Below are 18,919 nucleotides of genomic sequence, written 5' to 3' on the forward strand. Positions count from 1 at the left end.
CCATCACGCCGGCAGCAGAGGATTACATGAAGTGGTAGTTGGCGCTGATGCGGAAGTAGCGGCCTTGACCATTGTGCAACTGCGGATTGAAGCCTTCCACTGGGTAACGTGGATCATATGGCGCCTTGATATCAAACAGGTTCTTGATATTGAACGACAGGGTCAGATCCTTGAAGCCCGTGTAGGAGTACGCCATATTGGTCGTCGTCCAGCTCTTCACGTCGCAGCTGCTGATGTAGTTGCTGTACTTCGGCAGACCACCGAGCCCATATGCCGACTTCGGCTGACCCACGCCGTACTGGCAGTATGGTTTCTCGTAGACCACATTGTTGTCGCTACGGCGCAGCAACGATACGGGACCGACGAAATCTACCGATGTCGTCAGCGAGTGGTCGCCACGGGTCCAGTTGACCGACAGGTTGCCGCGGTTCTTGGGATTGTCGCCGACCGAGGTGGCATAGTCGGACAGGCCGCCGTTCGCACCGGAGGTATCGGTTGCCACTTCGCCAGGACGTTCGGCGCGCTTGAAGCTCATCAGATAGCTCCAGTTCAGGTTGGCGGTCAGACGGCCCAGATCGCCCAGCGATTTGCGGTACGCCACTTCGAAATCGATGCCCTGCACTTCGGTGCTGCCCTGGTTCACATACGAACGGTTGACCTGGGAAATCGGACCCGAGTTAGGCACCACGTTGCCATTGGCATCGGTCACCAGATTGGCCGGATTGTTATCGCGTATCACGCTGCCAGGATAGCGTTCTTGACGATCCACCATGTACTGCGCGCTGAACAAAGCGGTTTCATCCACTTTCTTGATGCGGTAGTAATCGACCAGCACGTCGATTTCCTTGGTCGGCGCCAGAATCAGGCCCAGCGAGTAGCTCTTCGATGTTTCAGGGCGCAGATCAGGCGTGGCTGCGGATAGGCTGGAAATGCCTTTCTTGCAATCAGTTTTATCCGCGCCGGTGGTCGGATTGACGCCGTCCGGGCAGCGCAGCGGGTCAACCACGTTGCTGAACGATTGCACGCCGCCAGGCGAAACCTGGGTCAGCGCTGGTGCACGGAAACCTTCGGCATAGGTGCTGCGAACGGCTACGCGGTCGCTGATGGTCCACTTGGCGCCGACTTTCGGCACGAAGTTGCCCTTCAGGTTAGGGTATTTATCGTAACGGCCGGCAAAGTCCATTTCAAAGTATTTCGCAAACGGCGTGCGTACTTCGATGAATGTCGAGCTGACATTGCGTTGGCCATCGGCCGACGAGTTGGCCAGGCCGATGATGTCGCCGCGCTGCGTCGCCATGTCTGGCGTCAGGCCGATTTTTTCTTGACGGAATTCGGCGCCGAACGCCACGCCGACCTGGCCGCCGGCCAACTGGCCAAATGCGGTACTCGCCTTGGCGTCGACTTGCGTTACCTGGGCAAAGCCGCGGTTTTCCAGGTCACGCGTGACGCTAGGGTCGGCATTGACCTGCGCCAGGGTCCAGTTCTGCGTCATCACTTTTTCGAGGGTCGGACGATACAGCATGCCGTTCCAGTTTTCGGTGCGTTCGGCTCGGTTCCACAGTACGGCCGTTTCCCAATCCCACGCACCTGTCGTGCCGCGCACGCCAGCGAGCAAGCGATAGCTTTCGTTCAGATTGGAGGCGCCGCCCGGGGCGCTGACGCGGTAGCCGACAGCGGCGCGCTGCGTCGGGAATGGATTGTCAGGATGACCTACCGGCAAGATCATCTGGAACTGCTGCGGTGCGCCGTTGAGTTGATACACGGTAGTCGAAGCCGTGCTGCGGAAGGCCGTCGGCACGCGCAGATAGGTGCGCTCCGAACGGCTGTAGCCGGCTTCGGCAAAGGCGGTCACGTCGTCATTGATCTCGAACGTGGCGCGCGACAGCACGTTGGCATCCTTGCCGGCGCTTTGCACTTCGGCGTAATCGTCGATGTTGAAGTTGCAGAAGGTGCGGCCTACCAGCGGGTCGCTTGCCAGCATGTTATGCGCCGCCATGTTGCCGGTGATTTGCTGCGACGCCGGGCAGTCCAGGCGGTTGATGATTTGCGCGCGCTGGGCGTAGGTGGTGGCGAAGTTCTTCGTGCCAGGCTTCGTTTCAGCGTAGAAGAAAGGCGACGTGGTCAGGCTGCTGGAGAAAGGGTTCAGGCGGCCGTTGATGTCGGCATACATGCCTTTCTCGACGTCATTTTCGTTCTTGATGATGGTGCTGTCGCGCTTGGCTACGTCAAAGCTGACGAAGGCATTGAAGCGGTCCTTGCCAAAGCCGAAGATACCGCTGGCGCTCTTGCGGGCAAATTCGCCGTCGTCGTTGGCGCTGATGCTGGCGCTCATTTCGGCGCCAGTGTACTTGGTTTTCGTAATGAAGTTGACGACGCCGGCGATGGCGTCGGAACCGTACACGGCCGATGCGCCATCCTTGAATACTTCGACGCGTTCGATGGCCGAAACGGGAATGCTGTTCAAGTCATAGACGGCCGATTTTCCCTGATTCGGGTCGGCATAGGCGGATGCGGTGATACGGCGGCCATTGAGCAAAATCAGCGTGGAAGACGAACCGAGGCCACGCATGGAGGCGGTTGCCGCACCGCGGGCAAAGCCGCCGTCGGTCACGTCCACCGACGAGCCCGAGCCGAAGGCAGGAATCGAGTGCAACAGTTCGGCCACAGTATTGGCGCCGGTAGCGGCAATCTGCTTGGCATTCAAGGTCTGGATAGGCGAGGAGCCTTCTTTTTCAGTGCGCTTGATGTTCGAACCGGTCACCAGGACTTTTTGCAATGCCGGTTCTGCCGGTGCTTCCTGGGCAAACGCCATATGGGATGAGGACAATGTCAATGCGACAGCGACGACGCTGCGCTTCAAAACAAACTTCTTAGTCAATTCACTTCTCCGTACGAGTCATTCTCAGGACCCGTTATATGTGAAAAACTGTTGAAACAAGCACCTTGCGATAGGCACGCGCCTGCCAACTCGATCTAGTTTGACCGTTCAATTGCAGTCATTTTTTTGTAAAATGTGATATTCATTTTACCTAGAAGACACATAAAAACATTTCCATATGGGAAATGTCAATTTTATCTATCACTGTTGCTCTTATTTACAACAGTAAAGATTTTCTTTACAAGTGGATGCTGCTGAAAGTTCCGTGTTTTCGGAAGATGATGATCGGAAGGAAACGCGCGCAGCGTGAGGCAGCGAGGCGGTGGGCATGAGAGAACATGCCGCTCCAGACGGGAATGCCATGCTTCAAGGCGATTGCCTTGTGGGTAATTCATGCATGGAGGAAATTGTCAACAGGCGTTTTTTTGATAACGGTGGCGTGGCTGTCGCCAATACGCGAAATCGTCATGCTCGACAGCACGGGTGGCGGCGGGAAATACGATGGAGCTGCGCATGACAGGGGACGACGAAAGCGCTGCGACGGCGTCCCTTGCTGTCAGTTGAGCACGAATTCCAGCACGTCGTCGCCATACTTGTCCGTTTCGCCCGTCGCCGTCCAGCCCAGGTAGCGGTAAAAGCCGTAGGAGCGCGAGGCGGGGTCGCTGGAGCAGCCGAGGAACAGCCGCTGGTGGCCCTGCGCGCGCAGCTCGGCCATCACCAGTTTCAGCAAGGTCTTGCCGATGCCCAGGCCTTCGAATTCCGGCAGCAGCGCCAGGACGATGATTTCGCCCGTGTCGCGCTCGCCGAAGCAGTAGCCGGCCAGCTGGCCATCGTGATGGCAGACCTGGCCGGGCAGGCTGCCCGAGCGCATCATCTCGGCCCAGGTGTCGGCCGTGATGCCCACTTCCGCCAGGCGTTCTTTGGAAACGGCGTTTTGCCGCGTTTTGCCGCGCAAGGCGATGAAGGCCGCGGTATCTTCCGCCCTGGCTGCATGGAAAGTAATTGATGCTGAATGTGTCGTCATGTGTAAGTGAATTATTCGATGGTAGTGAAGGATTTATTCCCAGGATTTGCGCATGATCTGCGCGTGGCGCTGCCAGTCATAGGCTTGGGTATGTTCGATGGCTTGCTGGCCGGGATTGCCGCTATCGATCTTTTCATCCTTGACGATGACCAGGTCGTTTTTATCGTTCAATCCATATTCCCGGTAGCGCTCGCAATCCTGTGCGCGCCGGGCGACGGTGATTAATTTGTTAGCCTGCCACTTATAGCTGTCTTCATAAAAGCATTGCGCCGCGCAGCCGCAATTGGCGATGCCGCCTTCGATTCTTTGCTCGGCGATGCTGATATCGAGATTCGGAATGGCCGATAAGGGTTTGTTGAAACTGTATTGTTTTGCTTGCGCATCCCACAGCCACACGTCGGAACAGCGGATGCGTCCCTGGCTATCCGTATAGCCGGTGACCCACAGGTCGGCATGGCCGTCGAAATTCATGTCGGCCAGCAGCGCGTGCAAATTGCCCGTGCCGCTGGTGCTGCAACTGCCAGCCATCCACTGCTTGCCGATTTTCAGCTGGTAGGTCTGTTTTTCATCGTGATTCGCATAGCGGATATCGGCCGCTTGCCGTACTTTCCCTGTCGCGGCTTTATCCAGATGCAGCGTACCGCCATAAGCGGAGGTGGAAAGCAGGGATAAAAGCAGAACAATCAATTTCATGGCGTTATTCTTCGGGCACAATGCCCCGATTGCATCAGGTGGAGAATGATCATAACGCAGGATATGGGCAATGCGCCACACGGTTTCTATTGTGCATTCTGCCAGTAACAGTGCTGTGTACAATGCCAAAAATCCCCGAACAAGGAATCTTCATGACTGTTTCCAGTGCATCTTTTAATGAAGCGGGCATCCTCGCTTATAACGACGGCAATTACGCCGAGGCCTTTAAACAATTCGATGCCGCCGCGCGCACCGCCGATCCCGCCGGCCAGCATTTATTGGCCAGCCTGTATTACCAGGGCCATGGCGTGACGCAAGACTTGCCGAAAGCGGTGGAATTGTTCACGGCGGCCGCGCAGGCGGGCTTTCCGCCGTCGCTGGCCAACCTGGCCCTGATGTATGCAAGCGGCGACGGCGTCGCGCAAGACATGGCGCAATCGCTCGCGTACGGACGCCAGGCGGCCGAGGCGGGCGATGGCCAGTCGCAATTCAACCTGGCGCAGGCCTACCGCAAGGGTGATGGCGTACCGCAAGACTACGCCGAGGCGGCCTTCTGGTACAAGCAGGCGGCCGAAGCCGGTTCCCTGTCGGCGCAGAACGAATACGGCTTGCTGTATGCGCAAGGGCAGGGCGTGGAGCTCGATTACGTGCAGGCGTACGCGTGGATCGCCATGCCGGCCGAGGCGGGCAGCACGCAATCGATCAAGAACCGCGACCAGTTGCTGGAGATACTCACGCCGTCACAGCAGCAGGCGGCGCGCGCGCTGGCCGCTGAATATGCGGCGCAGTACGGCGTCAATCCCCACTGAACGAGGATTTCGCCGGCACCTTGGTCAGCACGCCCGCCGCATCGAGTTCATAGCTGTCGAAATCGCGCGCCAGGAACAGTTCACCCGAGTAATGCAGCCGGGCTTCCGCTTCCAGCTCGGCCATGCCTTCCGCATTGTGATAGCGGGCGCTGAAGTGGGTGAGGATCAGATTTGGCAAGCGGACCGCTTCGGCAAACTGCGCCACGCGCTGCACGGAACTGTGCGTGGGGCCGGGTCCCACTTTTTGCAGCATGGCTTCCGTGTAGGTGGCTTCATGCACGAGTAGTTGCGCATCGGCACAGGCGTCCGTCAGCAAGGACGGCGTGTCGTTGTCGCCGCCGATCACCACGGTGGCGCGCTGCGTTTCCGTCTGGCGGAAAGCGGCGGCGCGCAAGACCGTGCCATCGTCGAGCAGCGCATCCTGGCCCGCCTGCAATAGCCCCCAGGCGGGGCCGGGCGGCGCGCCGGCCGCCTGCAGGGCCGTCTTGTCCAGTTTCCATCTGCTCGTTTCCAGCGCGAAGCGATACGCGACGCTCGGTGCGCGGTGCGACAGCGCGTGGCGCGAGACGGTCAAGCCCGCTGCTGCATGCACGACTGGCGCGCTGTCTACGTCGATGTGGATCAACGGGTACGTCAAAAACAGTTCCGTGTGCAGCAGGGTCGCGTCGATCCAGGCCTTGATGGCGGCCGGGGCGATCAGCAGCAAGGGCTTCTTGCGCCCCGTCATCGAGGCGCTGGCCAGCAGGCCCGGCAGCCCATAGCTGTGGTCGCCATGCACGTGGGTGATGCAGATGCCCACCAGGTCGTGCACGGACAAGGGCAGGCGCTGCAGCCGGTGCTGCGTGGCTTCGCCGCAATCGATCATCCACCAGTCGCGGTTGTGCGTGGTTTGCAGGGCCAGCGACGTGACGTTGCGGTGGCGCGTGGGCACGCCGGAAGACGTGCCGAGAAAAGTCAGTTTGAACATGGGCGCATTATGCGGCAAGCCACCGCCGTTGCCAACGCGCCCGCCTTCAGCCTGCCAGCGGCGCGCCCAGTTTGTCCTTGTAGATGCGGCCGTTCTTCATGATCAGCAGCAGGTTTTCTTCCGGCTGGGCGAGGAAATCGAGATTCTTCGCGGGGTCGCCCTCGGCCACCAGCAAGTCGGCCAGCGCGCCTGGCGCCAGCTTGCCCAAGGCGCCCGGGTAGGGCGCGCGCTGGCCGGACAGGGCCAGCAATTGTCCATTCTGCCCCGTCGCCTGCGCCAGCAGGGTCAGGGGATCGTAAAAGCGCGTGAGCTTGGCCAGCTGGCGGCCCTGGGTCGGCGTGTTTTTCGCGTTGAACAGGATATCCGTGCCCCAGCCCGTTTTGATGCCGTACTTTTGCGCCAGCGCATACGCCTTCACCGTGCCTTCCGAGACGATGGCCTGGCTGGCCTTGCGCGCCGCGTCGGGATACACGTTTGCATCCGCATCTTGCAGGAACGGTTGCAAGCTCCACCACGTGCCCGTGTCGCGCATCATGCGCGCGGATTCGTCGTCGGCCAGCTGGCCGTGCTCGATGCTGCGCACGCCCGCGCGGATGGCGCGCTGGATGCCTTTCGGCGTGTAGACGTGGGTCATCACATACGTGCCCCAGTCGGCGGCCGCTTCCACGCCGGCGCGCAGTTCGCGTTCCGAATACTGGGTGCTGTCGAGCGGATCGTACATCGAGGCGACGCCGCCGCCGGCCATCATCTTGATCTGCGTCGCGCCCAGCATCAGCTGCTCGCGCACGCGGCGCAGCACTTCCGCTTCGCCGTCGGCGATCATGGCCATGCCCGCCGTTTCCGCCATGCCCAGCGGCGCGTTGGCCGCGCGGGGGATATCGGAACGCATGCGGAAGTCGCCATGGCCCGAGGTTTGCGAAATCATGGCGCCCGACGGGAAGATGCGCGGACCGTCGACGATGCCTTCATCGATGGCGCGTTGCAATGCAAACGCGGGGCCGCCAGGATCGCGCACGGACGTGAACCCCCGCAGCAGGGTGCGCCGCGCTTCCTGCGCCGCCACCAGATATAAATAGCCGACGTCGGACGTCATGGCCGTCACCTGGCTGATGGCGGCCAGCATGGTGTGCCAGTGGGCGTCGATCAGGCCCGGCATCACCAGCTTGCCCTGGCAATCGATCACTTGCGCGCCCTCGACTTTCTCGCCGGCCGGCAGCAGGGCGGTAATCGTCGCCCCCGTCACCAGCACGTGGATGCCTGCGCGCGGCGCCTTGCCCGTGCCATCGAACAGGCGCAGATTGGTCAGCAATAGGGGGCGGTTGGCTGCTTGCGGCTGCTGGGCGATGGCGTTGCCGCTGGACAGGCCGAGGCCGATGAACGGCGCCAGCATGGCGGCCGTGCCGCCGAGAAATTGCCGGCGCCGCATGTCCGCCATCACGCGCTGGTGCAGGATGGTGAAGACGGTGCCACCGCAGTCGCAGGCGCGCGGCTTCAAGCCGCCCGTTTGCCACGTGTCCATCAGATGCTGCTCTTGTGCCAAGGCCATCGCGCCATCCTTTCATCGCTGCCGCGCCAGGAGCGTGGCAGCAGGCAAAGTTAATGATTAGAAACTATTGCCATTGAAAGCCGCCAGCGGGGGCAAGTCAAGCGTGCACTTGCTTTACGGCAAAGAATGTAGCATCGGCTGTTCAAGGTGCATGCTGGCCGCTATTTTCCCCTTCGCCCGCCGTGTAATCGACAAAACCGTCGCGGCGGCAAAAGCTGGCCAGCTGCATGCCGGCCTGGCGCGCGATGCGGATGGCCAGCGAGGTGGGCGCCGAGATGGTGGCGACGAGCCCGATATGCATGCGCGCCGACTTGCGCACCAGTTCATAGCTGGCGCGGCTCGACAGGAAGACGAAGCCGTCGTGCATGGCGATGCGGTGCAGCGCCAGGTAGCCGATCAATTTGTCCAGGCCGTTATGCCGGCCCACGTCCTCGAACACTTTTACCACCGCGCCCTCGGCCGTGCACCAGGCGGCCGCATGCACGCCGCCCGTCTTGTGCATCAACTCCTGGTAGGGCAGCAGTTCGCGCGCGGCCCGGCCGAGGATGGCGCTGCTGGCCACCAGCGGCGGCAGGGGGCGCGTAATTTTTTCCGGCACCAGGTCCAGCAGGGCCAGGCTTTCGATGCCGCACACGCCGCAACCCGTGCGCCCCGTCAGCGCGCGGCGGCGGGCCTTGAGCTTGATCAAATCGGGCTGGGCGATGGTCAGCCGCACTTCCGCGCTGTCCGCGCCGCAGCACACGTCGAGGTCGTAGATGTCGCGCACGCTGCCGACGATGCCCTCCGTCAAGGTGAAACCGACGGCGAATTCCTCGAGGTCGCGCGGCGTGGCCATCATCACGGCATGCGCGATGCCGTTGTAGACGAGGGCCACCGGATACTCCTCGGCCACCATGTCGCGGCCCGCCGTGGCCACGCTCGCCTGGTGGCGCACCATGGGCACTTCCAGGAAACCGTCGCGTTCGATGGTGGTGATGTCGCATTCCATGATATATGTCCTCCAGTTAATCGATCTGATAGCGCGGGCAGGGCCGTATCGAGGGCGGCAGCGGGTCGCCGTTCAATTCCAGCAGCGAGCGTTCCGTTTCGCGCGTCATGGCGTTCAGGGCCAGGCAGTTGGGCGCCAGGCCGAACGGTTCGGCGATCTGCTGCGCGATGGCTTCCAGCGCGAACAGGGTGTAGGCAACGAAGACGGAAATGAGGGGCGTGGCCACGCCGATGGCGTCCACCAGGCCCAACGGCAGTAAAAAACAATACATATAGACGGTGCGGTGCACGAGCACGCCATACGGATACGGAATCGGCGTGTTCTTGATGCGCTCGCAGCCGGCCACGGTGGCGGCCAGGTCGTTGAGCTGGGTGTCGAGCATCCACAGCAGTTGCGTCTGGCCCGGCTGGCGCTGCACGGCGTCGTGCAGCATGGCGCGCACCGCATGTAGTATGGCGACGGGCTTGAAGTTGACGCCCTGCAAGCGCTGCACGTCCTCGGCCGGCAGGTAGCGCGCCAGGTCTTGCTGCGGGTCGGTCTGGCGCAGCTGATGCTTGAGCGCGTAGACGAAGGCGATCAGGCGGCGCAGCAGCAACTGGTGGTCCAGGCCGCTCGTTTCCTGCGGCAAATACGTGAGCGCCTGCGAAGCGAGGGCGCGCGCGGCGATCAGCAATTGCCCCCAGATATGCCGCGCCTCGACGAAGCGGGCATAGCTGGCGTTGTTGCGAAAGCCGAGAAAGATCGCCAGGCTGATGCCGACCATGGGAAACGGCGCCGTATCGAGCGGAATCTTGACGCCGAAGATGCGGCCGTCCGTCAGCAGGGCCAGCGAACTGACGAGCAGCATCAGCAGCAATTGCGGGATGATGGCTTGCAGCACCGAGCCATCCCAGACGAACAGCATGCGGAACCAGTTGGTGGTAGGCCGAATGATCATGATCTGATGCCGATCAATGCTTGCGGGGCACGACTTTGCCCTCGAAGACGTAGTATTGGAACAGGTTGTAGCCGACCATGATCGGCAGCATGGAACCCATGCCGATCAGCATGAAGATCAGGGTCGGCTCATCGGATGCGGCCGCCGCGATGCTCAGCTTGCCCGGCACCAGATCGGGGAAGAAGCTGATGGCCAAGCCCGCGAACGACGCCAAAAACAGCACGATGGCGCCGCGGAACGGTCCGCGCACGCCGTTCACGTGCACGGCCCACAGGATGTAAATAAAAGCGCTGGCGGCGATGGCGGCCAGGGCCAGCAGCACGCCGAACACGCCCGGCTGCGCCCAGCGGTCGTGGCCGATGGCGCTGAAGACCATGGTGCCGGCCGACAGCACGATGGCGGCCGCGACTGTTGCCAGCACGCTGGTGGTGGCGTAGCGGCGCGCCGCCGCTTCCAGCTGGCCGCCCGTCTTCTTGATCAGATAAGTGCTGCCGAGCAGGCAGTAGCCGGCCACCACGCCCAGCGCCGTGCAGGCCGTGAAGACCGCACTCAGCGGGCCCGGCTGCAAGCCCGTGATGACCTTACCCAGCACCACTCCCTGCGCCACGGCGGCCAGCAGGCTGCCCACGCCGAAGATCAGGTCCCACAGGCGCTTGTTGCCGGCCGCATGGCGGAACTCGATCGAGGCGCCGCGCATGATCAGGCTGGCGATCAGCAGCATGATGGGAATGTACAATTGTTCCAGCAGGGTGGCGTAGGCGCTGGGAAAGGCGCCGAACAGGGCGCCGCCCACCACCACCAGCCAGGTTTCATTGGCGTCCCACACGTGGGCGATCGACTGGAAGATCAGGTTGCGTTCCTGCTCGCGGCGCGTGAACAGGCTGAGGATGCCCACGCCCAGGTCAAAGCCGTCCGTGACCACGTAAAACACCAGCATCAGGCCGATCAGGCCGAACCAGGCATTGCCCAGCATGGCATGCGAATTGATATCCATTACATACTCCTTGATTGATGGGGGCGCATTTCAATACCCCGCGGCATGGGCGGCGTCCGGCAGGGGCAGCGTCACGTCCGGGCCTTGTTGCAGCCATTTCCTGGCAAATACAAAGAAAGTGACGAACAGCACGATGTAAAACACATAGAACATCAGCATGCTGCCGGCCACAGCGTGAGCCGCCACATCGGAGACGGCGTCGCGCGTGCGCAGCAGGCCGTACACGACCCATGGCTGGCGTCCCACTTCGCGCACGATCCAGCCGCACTCGACGGCGATGTAGGGCAGCGGTATCGTCAGCACCCAGGCCAGCAGCAGCTTGCGGTTGCGCACGAACTCCTGCACCCGGCCGCCTGCCTTGCGCCAGGCGACGAAGGTCCAGAACGCCAGCAGCACGAACCATATGCCGATGCCGGCCATGGCACGGAACGCGTAGTACAGCAGCGGCAGCATGGGCGGCTGGTCTGCGCGGGCGATGTCGGCCAGGCCCGTGATCTTGCCCGTGGCGCTATGCGTGGCGATCACGCTGAGCATGCCGGGTACTTCCAGCGACCAGTCATTCTTTTGTTCCGTCTGGTTGGGCCAGGCCAGCAGGGACCAGGCGGCACCCTCGCCATCGCGATTCGTGTGCCAGTGGCCTTCGATGGCCGCGCCCTTGGCGGGCTGGGTCTTGAAGACATCGACGCCGCTGGAGTCGCCCAGCCACACTTGCAACGGTGCGATGACCAGCAGCAGCATCAGCGCCAGCTTGAACGAGCGGGCGAAGAAGGCCGGCTCGCGGCGCTTGAACATATACCAGGCGGAAATGCCGGCGATGACGATCAAGCCCGTTTCCACGGCGGCCACCCACATGTGGCCCACGGCCCAGGCCATGTCGGGATTGAAGATGGCGGCCACGTAATCGGTGACGATGATCTTGCCATCAAGCACGCGCACGCCGGCCGGCGTCTGCATCCAGGAATTGGCGACCATGATCCAGAACGAGGAAATGCTGGAACCGAGCGCCACCATGCCGGTGGCAAACAGGTGCACGCCTTTCGGTACGCGGCCCCAGCCGAACATCATGACGCCGATGAAACCCGCTTCCAGCATGAAGGCCATGGCGCCCTCGAAGCCGAGGATGTTGCCGATGAACTGGCCCGAATGGTGCGAGAACGGCGCCCAGTTGGTGCCGAACTGGAATTCCAGGGGAATCCCGCTGACGACGCCGACGGCGAAGTTGAGCACCAGCAGCTTGCTCCAGAAGCGCGCGTGGCGGTAGTAGACGGGGTCGCTGGTGCGCAGCCACAGCGCCTCGACGACGAACAGGAACAGCGACAGGCTGATCGTCAAGATGGGCCACAGGATGTGAAAGATGGCCGTCATCGCAAATTGTGCGCGCGACAGGTCCAGGGTATCGAAACCGAACATGGCGTTCTCCTGTTCAGCTGGCGGCGGCCGAAGGCGCCAGCAGCACGGGGATGGATTTGAAGGTCGGCGTGCGCGAGCCTTCGCCCACGCTGTCGAGCGGCACCAGCGGATTGGTTTCCGGGTAGTAGGCGCCGATGCAGCCGCGCGGAATGTCGTACTCGACCAGCAGAAAGCGGTCGGCGCGGCGTTCGATGCCGTCATGCCACACGCCGATCAGGTCGACCCAATCGCCGGCCGCAAAACCCAGCATGGCCAGGTCGTCCTTGTTGATGAAGACGACGCGGCGCTGGCCGAACACGCCGCGGTAGCGGTCGTCCATGGCGTAGATCGTCGTGTTGTACTGGTCGTGCGAACGCGTCGTCATCAGCACCATCAATCGTTCGCCGTATTGCTGGCGCGCACGATGGATGGGCGTATCGCGTTCCACGGCGTTGACGAGGAATTGCGCCTTGCCGCTGGCCGTCTTCCACACCCTTTCGCGCGAGGCGATTTCCAGGTGGAAGCCGCCGGGCTTGGCTATGCGCAAGTTGTAGTCGAAAAAGTCGTCGAATACTTGTTCGATGGAATCGCGCAGCAGCGCATAGTTGCCGGAATAGCGCAGCCAGTCGATCTTCTCGCTGCCCAGTGTCGCCTGCGCCATGCCGGCCACGATGGCGATTTCCGAGCGCAGATTGGGCGAGGCGGGCTGGTTCATGCCGAACGAGATGTGCACCATGCTCATCGAGTCTTCCACCGTCACGCCTTGTGCCACGCCGCCCTGCACGTCGATTTCCGTGCGGCCCAGCGTAGGCAAGATCAGCGCATCCTTGCCGTGCACGAGGTGGCTGCGGTTGAGCTTGGTGGCGATGTGCACCGTCAGGTCGCACGAACGCAGCGCGTCCCAGGTGCGCGGCGTGTCCGGCGTGGCCATCGAGAAATTGCCACCGAGCGCGACAAACACTTTCACCTTTTTCTCCAGCATGGCCTCGATCGTGCCGACGGCGTCGTAGCCGTGGTGGCGCGGCGGTTCAAAACCGAACACCAGGCCCAGGCGGTCGAGGAATTCCTTGGTCGGCTGTTCCTCGATGCCCATGGTGCGGTCGCCCTGCACGTTCGAGTGGCCGCGCACGGGGCACAGACCCGCGCCGCGCTTGCCGATATTGCCGCGCATCATCATCAAGTTCGACAGGATTTGCACGGTGGCCAGCGAATTCTTGTGCTGCGTCACGCCCATGCCCCAGGTGGCGATGACGGCCTTGCCCTTCACGTAGATCTGCGTCAATTCTTCGATCTTGTCGCGCGCCACGCCCGATTCGGCCAGCAGCAAGTCCCAGCTTTCCGCGCGCAGGTCGGCGGCGAAGGCGTCGAAGCCGCTCGTGTGTTCGGCGATGAAGGCACAGTCGAGCACGCGCTCCTGGCCGTGGGCGATGGCGTCATCATCGAGCTCGACGACGCGCTTGGCCATGGCCTTGATCAGAGCGAAGTCGCCGCCCAGGGTGGGGCAGATGAACAGCGAGCAGATGTTCGTGCTGCCGCCCGTCAGCATTTCCAGCGGATGCTGGGGGCTGGTGAAACGCTCGAGGCCCCGCTCGTGCAGCGGGTTGATGGAGACGATGGTGGCGCCGCGGCGCGACGCTTCGCGCAATTCACCGAGCATGCGCGGGTGGTTGGTGGCCGGGTTCTGGCCGAACAGCAGCAGGGTGTCCGCATGTTCGAAGTCATCGAGCAGCACCGTGCCCTTGCCGATACCGACGGTTTCCGGCAATCCACGGCTCGTCGCTTCGTGGCACAGGTTCGAGCAGTCGGGGAAGTTGTTGGTGCCGTAGGCGCGCACGAACAGCTGATACAAAAAGGCCGCTTCGTTGCTGGCGCGGCCCGACGTGTAGAAGGCGGCCTGGTTCGGGTCGTCCAACGCGTGCAAGTGGTGCGCCACGAGGGCGAACGCGTCGTCCCAGGCTATCGCCTGGTATTTGTCGCTGGCCGCGTCGTACACCATGGGGTCCGTCAAGCGGCCATGTTGTTCCAGTTCATAGTCCGACTGCTCCATCAATTCCGTGACCGTGTGCTCCTGGAAAAATTCGGGACGCACGCGCTTGCTCGTCGATTCGGCGGCCACGGCCTTGACGCCGTTTTCGCAGAATTCGAACGTCGACGCGTGTTCGCGGTCGGGCCAGGCGCAGCCGGGGCAGTCGAAGCCGTCGGGCTGGTTTTGCTCGAACAGCGAACGGTAATTGCCTGCGCTGACTTTTTCCTTGAACAGGTTGATGGCCACGTACTTGAGGGCACCCCAACCGGCCGCGGCATGGGTGTAGGGCGCGATGCGCGCGTCGGACTTTGGTTTGCTCATGATGACTCTCCTGGTGATATGCGATGGGACAATCACATGGTAGGGGCGGCGGACTGCCCCGTAGGCGCACAGTTCCGGACAAAAAAACAGAGTACAGATGGGCATGCGCCGATTTGCATCGCACCCGCCATGCCGCTGACTTATGATGCAAACGAGGGAAGTGCATTGCGCATTTCCAGCCTTCAACGAGGAACACTATGCAACAGGAAGAAGGAGTCGACGCGGCGCTGATAGCGCTGCTGGCGCTGCTGTGGGAGGCGCGCCAGGAGGCGCCCGAGAAACCGTGGTCGCTGGCCAAGTTGGCCAAGCGGGCAGGGATACAGATGAGCACTTTGTTGCGCCAGCTCAATGCGCTGTCCAGCGCGCAACTGGTGAACGTGACGACGGCGGAGAGCGGTGGCGGCAGTGCGCTGCTCAGCGAAGCGGGCGCGCAGCTGTGCGCCAGCGTGTTCGCGCCGCCGCCGGCAGAGTAAAGCTGCATCTGTACTCTATCGCCCGGCGCCGGACTGTACCTCCTGGCCTGGCCCCATTCGCCCTATGCTACGTCCTGACGAATGCACATCAAGGGGGAAGCACAATGAACACCATCCTGTCTCCGCAGCCGGCGCTCCGGCAGCCAGACCATATCGCGCCCTGCGTGGACATGCTGGGCCGTCCCCTGACGGACTTGCGCATTTCCGTCATCGACCAGTGCAACTTCCGCTGCACCTATTGCATGCCGGCCGAACTGTACCCCAGCGATTACCCGTTCCTGCCATCGAGCGAGCGCCTGTCTTTCGACCAGATCGAAACGATGGCGCGCGCCTTCGTGCGCCTGGGCGTCGATAAAATCCGCATCACGGGCGGCGAGCCGCTGCTGCGCAAGAACCTGGAACAGCTGATCGAGATGCTGGCGAGACTCACCACGCCGGACGGGCGCGCCGTGAGCATCGCGCTGACGACGAATGGCAGCTTGCTGGCGGCCAAGGCGCGCTCGCTGAAGGAGGCGGGCCTGGGCCGGGTCACCGTCAGCCTCGACAGTCTGGATAATGGCATTTTCCAGCGCATGAACGGCGTCGACTTTCCCGTCGAAAAAGTGCTGCACGGGATTGAGGTAGCGCAGGCCGTCGGCTTGCATCCCGTGAAGGTCAACATGGTCGTGCAGAAAGGCGTCAACGACAGCCAGATCGTGCCGCTGGCGCGCCATTTCCGCCACACGGGCGTGATCCTGCGCCTGATCGAATTCATGGACGTGGGCGGCATCGGCGCCTGGTCGCGCACGCACGTCGTCACGTCGGACGCGGCGCGCGCGCTGATCGCGGCAGAATTTCCCCTCGTGCCGCTGGGCGAAGGCAAGCCGATCCTGCACGAGACGGCCAGCCGCTACAGTTACCTCGATGGCGGCGGCGAAGTGGGTTTCATTTCCAGCGTGTCGCAGCCGTTCTGCGGCGACTGCAGCCGCGTGCGCGTGTCGTCCGATGGCAAGCTGTTTACTTGTTTGTTCGCCCACGACGGCCTCGACCTGCGGCCCCATCTGGATACCGAGCAAGGGCTGGAAACCGTGCTGCGCCGGCACTGGCAACGCCGTGGCGACCGCTACTCGGAAGTGCGCGGCGCACTGGCCCAGGTGGGCGGACGCAAGCAGTATCCCACCGTGCGCATGTCGCTGGTGGGCGGATAACTGGTTTAGAACGCCTAGCAAAACCGTAGCGAGCGGAAGTAAGTTGTGGTTGAGAAGCGCAACTGTACGAAGGTACAGTGAGCATCGCAGACCGCAAATTACGACGCGCAGTAGGTTTTGATCGGTGTTATTACAAGAATTCGGTGATGAGTTTACCGAGCAGAATAATGGCTTGCTCGACCTCCACGCTCCACGGATAGCTGTAGTTGAGGCGGATGCAATGCTTGTAAGCCTGGCTGACGGAAAACATGCGCCCCGGGCCCACCGTGATCCGGCATTCCAGCGCGCGCCGGTACAGCTGCATCGAATCCACGTTGCCGGGCAACTCCACCCACAGCACGTAGCCGCCCTGCGGTTGCGAGACTTTGGTGCCAGCAGGAAAGAAGCGCAGCACGGCGGCCGCCATGATGCGCGCCTGCTGGGCGTAGGCCTTGCGGGTGCGGCGCAGATGCTGTTCGTAGCCATCGTTTTGCAGGTATTCGGCGATGGCCAGTTGCGGAAACGAGGACGTGGCCAGGGTGTTGAGGAATTTGAGTTCCTCCACCTTGCCCCGGTAGCGCCCGGCCAGCGCCCAGCCCACACGCTGGGCCGAGCTGAGGCTCTTGGAAAACGAGGAACAGTGCAGCACCAGGCCCTTGCGGTCGTAGGACTTGAGCGAGGACGGGTGGGCGTCGCCGTAATACAGTTCGTTGTAGACCCCGTTTTCGATGGCGGGCACGTCGTGCTGTTCCAGCAGCTGATACAGCGCGCGCTTGCGCTGGTCGGACATCTGGAAGCCCAGGGGATTCTGGAAGTTCGGCATCACCATGACGGCGGCGATCGGTTGCCGGGCCATGATGTCGGCCAGCGCTTCGATGCTGATGCCGTCGTACGGATCGGTGGAGATTTCCACCACCTTCATGCCCAGCCGTTCGACGGCCATCAGCATGGCATAGAAGGTGGGCGACTCGACGGCGATGGTGTCGCCCGGCCGGGCCACGGCTTGCAGGCACAGGTTGATCGCTTCCGTGGCGCCCACGGTGACGATGATTTCGTCGGGATCGACGGCCAGGCCGTTTTCCATGTAGCGGCGGGCGATTTCGCGGATCAGCTGCGGGTTGCCCGGCGGCAGGTCGTCCGTCATGTTCCACTCGCGGTTGCGGCGCGCCACGGCGCCCGCATACTGATTGATGCGTTCCCAGGGAAACAGCGAAGGGTCGGGGTAGGGCGAGCCCAGCGGGATGGCGTCGTGCAAGCCGATCGAGCGCAGGGTCGACAGCACCAGGCGGCTGACGTGCACTTCGGCAGGCACGGTGCTCGGCTGGGAGGCTTGCATGCACAGGTCGGCCGGCTGTGCATCGCCGTCGGCGCGAGGCCGCACGAAGTAGCCGGACTGGGGCCGGCTTTCGATCACGCCCATGCTTTCCAGCTTGACGTAGGCGCGCAGCACCGTGGTGATGCTCAGCTTGTGCTGCTGGCTGGTCTGGCGCACGGAGGGTATGCGTTCGCCGGGCAAGAGCACGCCCTTGGTCACCAGTTGCTCGATGTCGCTGACGAGCTTTTCATACAATTTCATTGGTATCCATTCTTGAATCTTGCTCTACGTCATTGCATTATCGTTCAATTTATGACGACCTATAGTTACAGTTATCGCATGTTGCCTAAATGAAACTACCAGGCTGCACTTCTGGTTTAATATCCATAGAGAAAACTAAAAGAGGAACATCTGTCATGGCAATTCCACAAAGCATGCTGTCTGTCGTCGCGCGCGACGAAGTGCATTTGCAGTTCAATGTGAAGGCCGGCGTTGAACCGGAGCAGCTGTTCAGGGTGTTGGGAAAACTGTGGGAATCCGAGGTCACGGGCATCCTGGATCCAACCCTGAACCGCCACCATCAGTTAACAGGCGGCACGGCCAATGTGGTGCTGGGATTCAAGCCCGAGCTGTGGCGCGCCGCTTGCCCCGGCTGCGTGCCCGACAACATGGCATCGTTCGCGCAAGACCTGGTGGGCGCCAATGGCAAGACGGCGCCGGCCACCCAGCACGATTTCTGGGTCTGGATCACGCAGTCGAACGCGGCCACCCTGTACGACAGCATGCGCACGACGCTCACCTTGCTGAGCCCTTACGCCGAGCTGGCCAGCGAGCAGGTGTGTTTTCCGTATCACAATAACGTGACCTTCGACGGCTTTGCCGACGGCGTCGCGAATCCGAATCCGTTCCGCGCCAACGGCGTGGCCATCATCCCGGACGGTGAGGCGGGCGCGGGCGGCTCCACCGTGTTGCTGCAGAAATGGCGCATGGACGTGGAGCGCCTGCGCGCCTTGCCCGTGCACGCGGCGGAGCAGGTGTGGGGCCGCACCAAGGCCGGCAGCCATGAATTGTCGCCGCTGCCCGTCGATTCCCACGTGGGCCGCAACCAGTTTATCCGCGATGGCGAGGAAGTCGACATCGTGCGCCGCAATGCCAATTACGCCAATGCGACCGAGGCGGGCGTCATGTTTGTCGGTTTCTGCAAGGACATCACGGTGACCATGGGCATGCTGCGGCAAATGTACGGCGTAGGCTATGATGGCGTCACCAAGACGGACAGGCTGCTGGATTTTTCCACGGCGCTGTCGTCGGCGATCTATTTCGTGCCCAGCATCGACGCCTTGCTGGCCGTGGGTGTTTCGCCGGCGGATCCCGGCTAAGGGCCGCCCCGGCG

At 62.3% G+C, this 18,919-nt stretch carries 15 protein-coding genes; 4 read left to right on the top strand and 11 right to left on the bottom strand.

The features are described 5' to 3' along the window. Window positions 1–22: 22 nt before the first annotated feature. From JAB4_RS10015 to JAB4_RS10025, 3 genes are all read right to left on the bottom strand, one after another. Window positions 23–2,827 carry a TonB-dependent receptor gene (locus JAB4_RS10015; protein WP_139143787.1) on the bottom strand — a complete coding sequence of 935 codons (2,805 nt, stop codon included), beginning with the start codon at window positions 2,825–2,827 and terminating at the stop codon, window positions 23–25. Window positions 2,828–3,434: 607 nt separating this feature from the next. Further along, window positions 3,435–3,902: a GNAT family N-acetyltransferase gene (locus JAB4_RS10020; RefSeq protein WP_070224867.1), complete on the bottom strand. Its 468-nt coding sequence runs from the start codon at window positions 3,900–3,902 to the stop codon at window positions 3,435–3,437. A gap of 33 nt (window positions 3,903–3,935) precedes the next feature. Continuing rightward, the gene (locus JAB4_RS10025; RefSeq protein ID WP_175444811.1) at window positions 3,936–4,718 is read right to left on the bottom strand and encodes a hypothetical protein; all 783 of its coding nucleotides are present in this window, start codon (window positions 4,716–4,718) and stop codon (window positions 3,936–3,938) included. A gap of 29 nt (window positions 4,719–4,747) precedes the next feature. On the opposite strand from JAB4_RS10025, the gene JAB4_RS10030 reads away from it, so the two are divergent. Next, complete coding sequence (locus JAB4_RS10030; protein WP_175444812.1) at window positions 4,748–5,404, top strand: tetratricopeptide repeat protein; 657 nt, start codon at window positions 4,748–4,750, stop codon at window positions 5,402–5,404. Here JAB4_RS10030 and JAB4_RS10035 read toward each other — a convergent pair. From JAB4_RS10035 to JAB4_RS10065, 7 genes are all read right to left on the bottom strand, one after another. Next, window positions 5,391–6,371, bottom strand: coding sequence for a ribonuclease Z (locus JAB4_RS10035; protein WP_070224870.1), 981 nt, complete (start codon window positions 6,369–6,371; stop codon window positions 5,391–5,393). The two genes, JAB4_RS10030 and JAB4_RS10035, sit on opposite strands and share 14 nt — an antisense overlap. Window positions 6,372–6,417: 46 nt before the next feature. Further along, complete coding sequence (locus JAB4_RS10040) at window positions 6,418–7,917, bottom strand: amidohydrolase family protein (RefSeq protein ID WP_070224871.1); 1,500 nt, start codon at window positions 7,915–7,917, stop codon at window positions 6,418–6,420. Window positions 7,918–8,059: 142 nt separating this feature from the next. Continuing rightward, window positions 8,060–8,854: a formate dehydrogenase accessory sulfurtransferase FdhD gene (gene fdhD, locus JAB4_RS10045; RefSeq protein WP_139143794.1), complete on the bottom strand. Its 795-nt coding sequence runs from the start codon at window positions 8,852–8,854 to the stop codon at window positions 8,060–8,062. A 67-nt stretch (window positions 8,855–8,921) separates the two neighbouring features. Next, on the bottom strand, window positions 8,922–9,842 hold the full coding sequence (locus JAB4_RS10050) for a bestrophin family ion channel (RefSeq protein ID WP_070224873.1): 921 nt from the start codon (window positions 9,840–9,842) through the stop codon (window positions 8,922–8,924). A 13-nt stretch (window positions 9,843–9,855) separates the two neighbouring features. Beyond that, the gene (locus JAB4_RS10055; protein ID WP_070224874.1) at window positions 9,856–10,836 is read right to left on the bottom strand and encodes a cytochrome d ubiquinol oxidase subunit II; all 981 of its coding nucleotides are present in this window, start codon (window positions 10,834–10,836) and stop codon (window positions 9,856–9,858) included. Between the two features lie 30 nt (window positions 10,837–10,866). Then, entirely contained in the window at window positions 10,867–12,246 is a 1,380-nt protein-coding gene (locus JAB4_RS10060; RefSeq protein WP_070224875.1) for a cytochrome ubiquinol oxidase subunit I, read from the bottom strand. Between the two features lie 13 nt (window positions 12,247–12,259). Beyond that, window positions 12,260–14,572 carry an FdhF/YdeP family oxidoreductase gene (locus JAB4_RS10065; RefSeq protein ID WP_070224876.1) on the bottom strand — a complete coding sequence of 771 codons (2,313 nt, stop codon included), beginning with the start codon at window positions 14,570–14,572 and terminating at the stop codon, window positions 12,260–12,262. A gap of 197 nt (window positions 14,573–14,769) precedes the next feature. On the opposite strand from JAB4_RS10065, the gene JAB4_RS10070 reads away from it, so the two are divergent. Both JAB4_RS10070 and moaA read left to right on the top strand, forming a co-directional pair. Beyond that, window positions 14,770–15,045, top strand: coding sequence for a helix-turn-helix domain-containing protein (locus JAB4_RS10070; RefSeq protein WP_070224877.1), 276 nt, complete (start codon window positions 14,770–14,772; stop codon window positions 15,043–15,045). A 104-nt stretch (window positions 15,046–15,149) separates the two neighbouring features. After that, window positions 15,150–16,232 (top strand): GTP 3',8-cyclase MoaA, encoded by a 1,083-nt coding sequence (gene moaA, locus JAB4_RS10075; RefSeq protein ID WP_070224878.1) that lies wholly within the window; start codon window positions 15,150–15,152, stop codon window positions 16,230–16,232. Window positions 16,233–16,362: 130 nt separating this feature from the next. Here the strand turns inward: moaA and JAB4_RS10080 are convergent, their stop codons facing one another. Continuing rightward, window positions 16,363–17,787, bottom strand: a complete 1,425-nt coding sequence (locus JAB4_RS10080; RefSeq protein WP_070224879.1) for a PLP-dependent aminotransferase family protein — start codon at window positions 17,785–17,787, stop codon at window positions 16,363–16,365. A 155-nt stretch (window positions 17,788–17,942) separates the two neighbouring features. On the opposite strand from JAB4_RS10080, the gene JAB4_RS10085 reads away from it, so the two are divergent. Further along, window positions 17,943–18,905 carry a Dyp-type peroxidase gene (locus tag JAB4_RS10085; protein ID WP_175444813.1) on the top strand — a complete coding sequence of 321 codons (963 nt, stop codon included), beginning with the start codon at window positions 17,943–17,945 and terminating at the stop codon, window positions 18,903–18,905. Window positions 18,906–18,919: the final 14 nt, after the last annotated feature.

Origin of the sequence: Janthinobacterium sp. HH102 (assembly GCF_001758625.2) — a bacterium.
Lineage (GTDB): Bacteria > Pseudomonadota > Gammaproteobacteria > Burkholderiales > Burkholderiaceae_D > Janthinobacterium.

What these genes read in the sequence shown, in the direction of transcription:
- JAB4_RS10020 (WP_070224867.1), bottom strand. Translation starts at nt 3,902, where the DNA reads ATGACGACACATTCAGCATCAATTACTTTCCATGCAGCCAGGGCGGAA.
- JAB4_RS10030 (WP_175444812.1), top strand. Translation starts at nt 4,748, where the DNA reads ATGACTGTTTCCAGTGCATCTTTTAATGAAGCGGGCATCCTCGCTTAT.
- JAB4_RS10035 (WP_070224870.1), bottom strand. Translation starts at nt 6,371, where the DNA reads ATGTTCAAACTGACTTTTCTCGGCACGTCTTCCGGCGTGCCCACGCGC.
- JAB4_RS10040 (WP_070224871.1), bottom strand. Translation starts at nt 7,917, where the DNA reads ATGGCCTTGGCACAAGAGCAGCATCTGATGGACACGTGGCAAACGGGC.
- fdhD (WP_139143794.1), bottom strand. Translation starts at nt 8,854, where the DNA reads ATGGTGCGCCACCAGGCGAGCGTGGCCACGGCGGGCCGCGACATGGTG.
- JAB4_RS10050 (WP_070224873.1), bottom strand. Translation starts at nt 9,842, where the DNA reads ATGATCATTCGGCCTACCACCAACTGGTTCCGCATGCTGTTCGTCTGG.
- JAB4_RS10055 (WP_070224874.1), bottom strand. Translation starts at nt 10,836, where the DNA reads ATGGATATCAATTCGCATGCCATGCTGGGCAATGCCTGGTTCGGCCTG.
- JAB4_RS10060 (WP_070224875.1), bottom strand. Translation starts at nt 12,246, where the DNA reads ATGTTCGGTTTCGATACCCTGGACCTGTCGCGCGCACAATTTGCGATG.
- JAB4_RS10065 (WP_070224876.1), bottom strand. Translation starts at nt 14,572, where the DNA reads ATGAGCAAACCAAAGTCCGACGCGCGCATCGCGCCCTACACCCATGCC.
- JAB4_RS10070 (WP_070224877.1), top strand. Translation starts at nt 14,770, where the DNA reads ATGCAACAGGAAGAAGGAGTCGACGCGGCGCTGATAGCGCTGCTGGCG.
- moaA (WP_070224878.1), top strand. Translation starts at nt 15,150, where the DNA reads ATGAACACCATCCTGTCTCCGCAGCCGGCGCTCCGGCAGCCAGACCAT.
- JAB4_RS10080 (WP_070224879.1), bottom strand. Translation starts at nt 17,787, where the DNA reads ATGAAATTGTATGAAAAGCTCGTCAGCGACATCGAGCAACTGGTGACC.
- JAB4_RS10085 (WP_175444813.1), top strand. Translation starts at nt 17,943, where the DNA reads ATGGCAATTCCACAAAGCATGCTGTCTGTCGTCGCGCGCGACGAAGTG.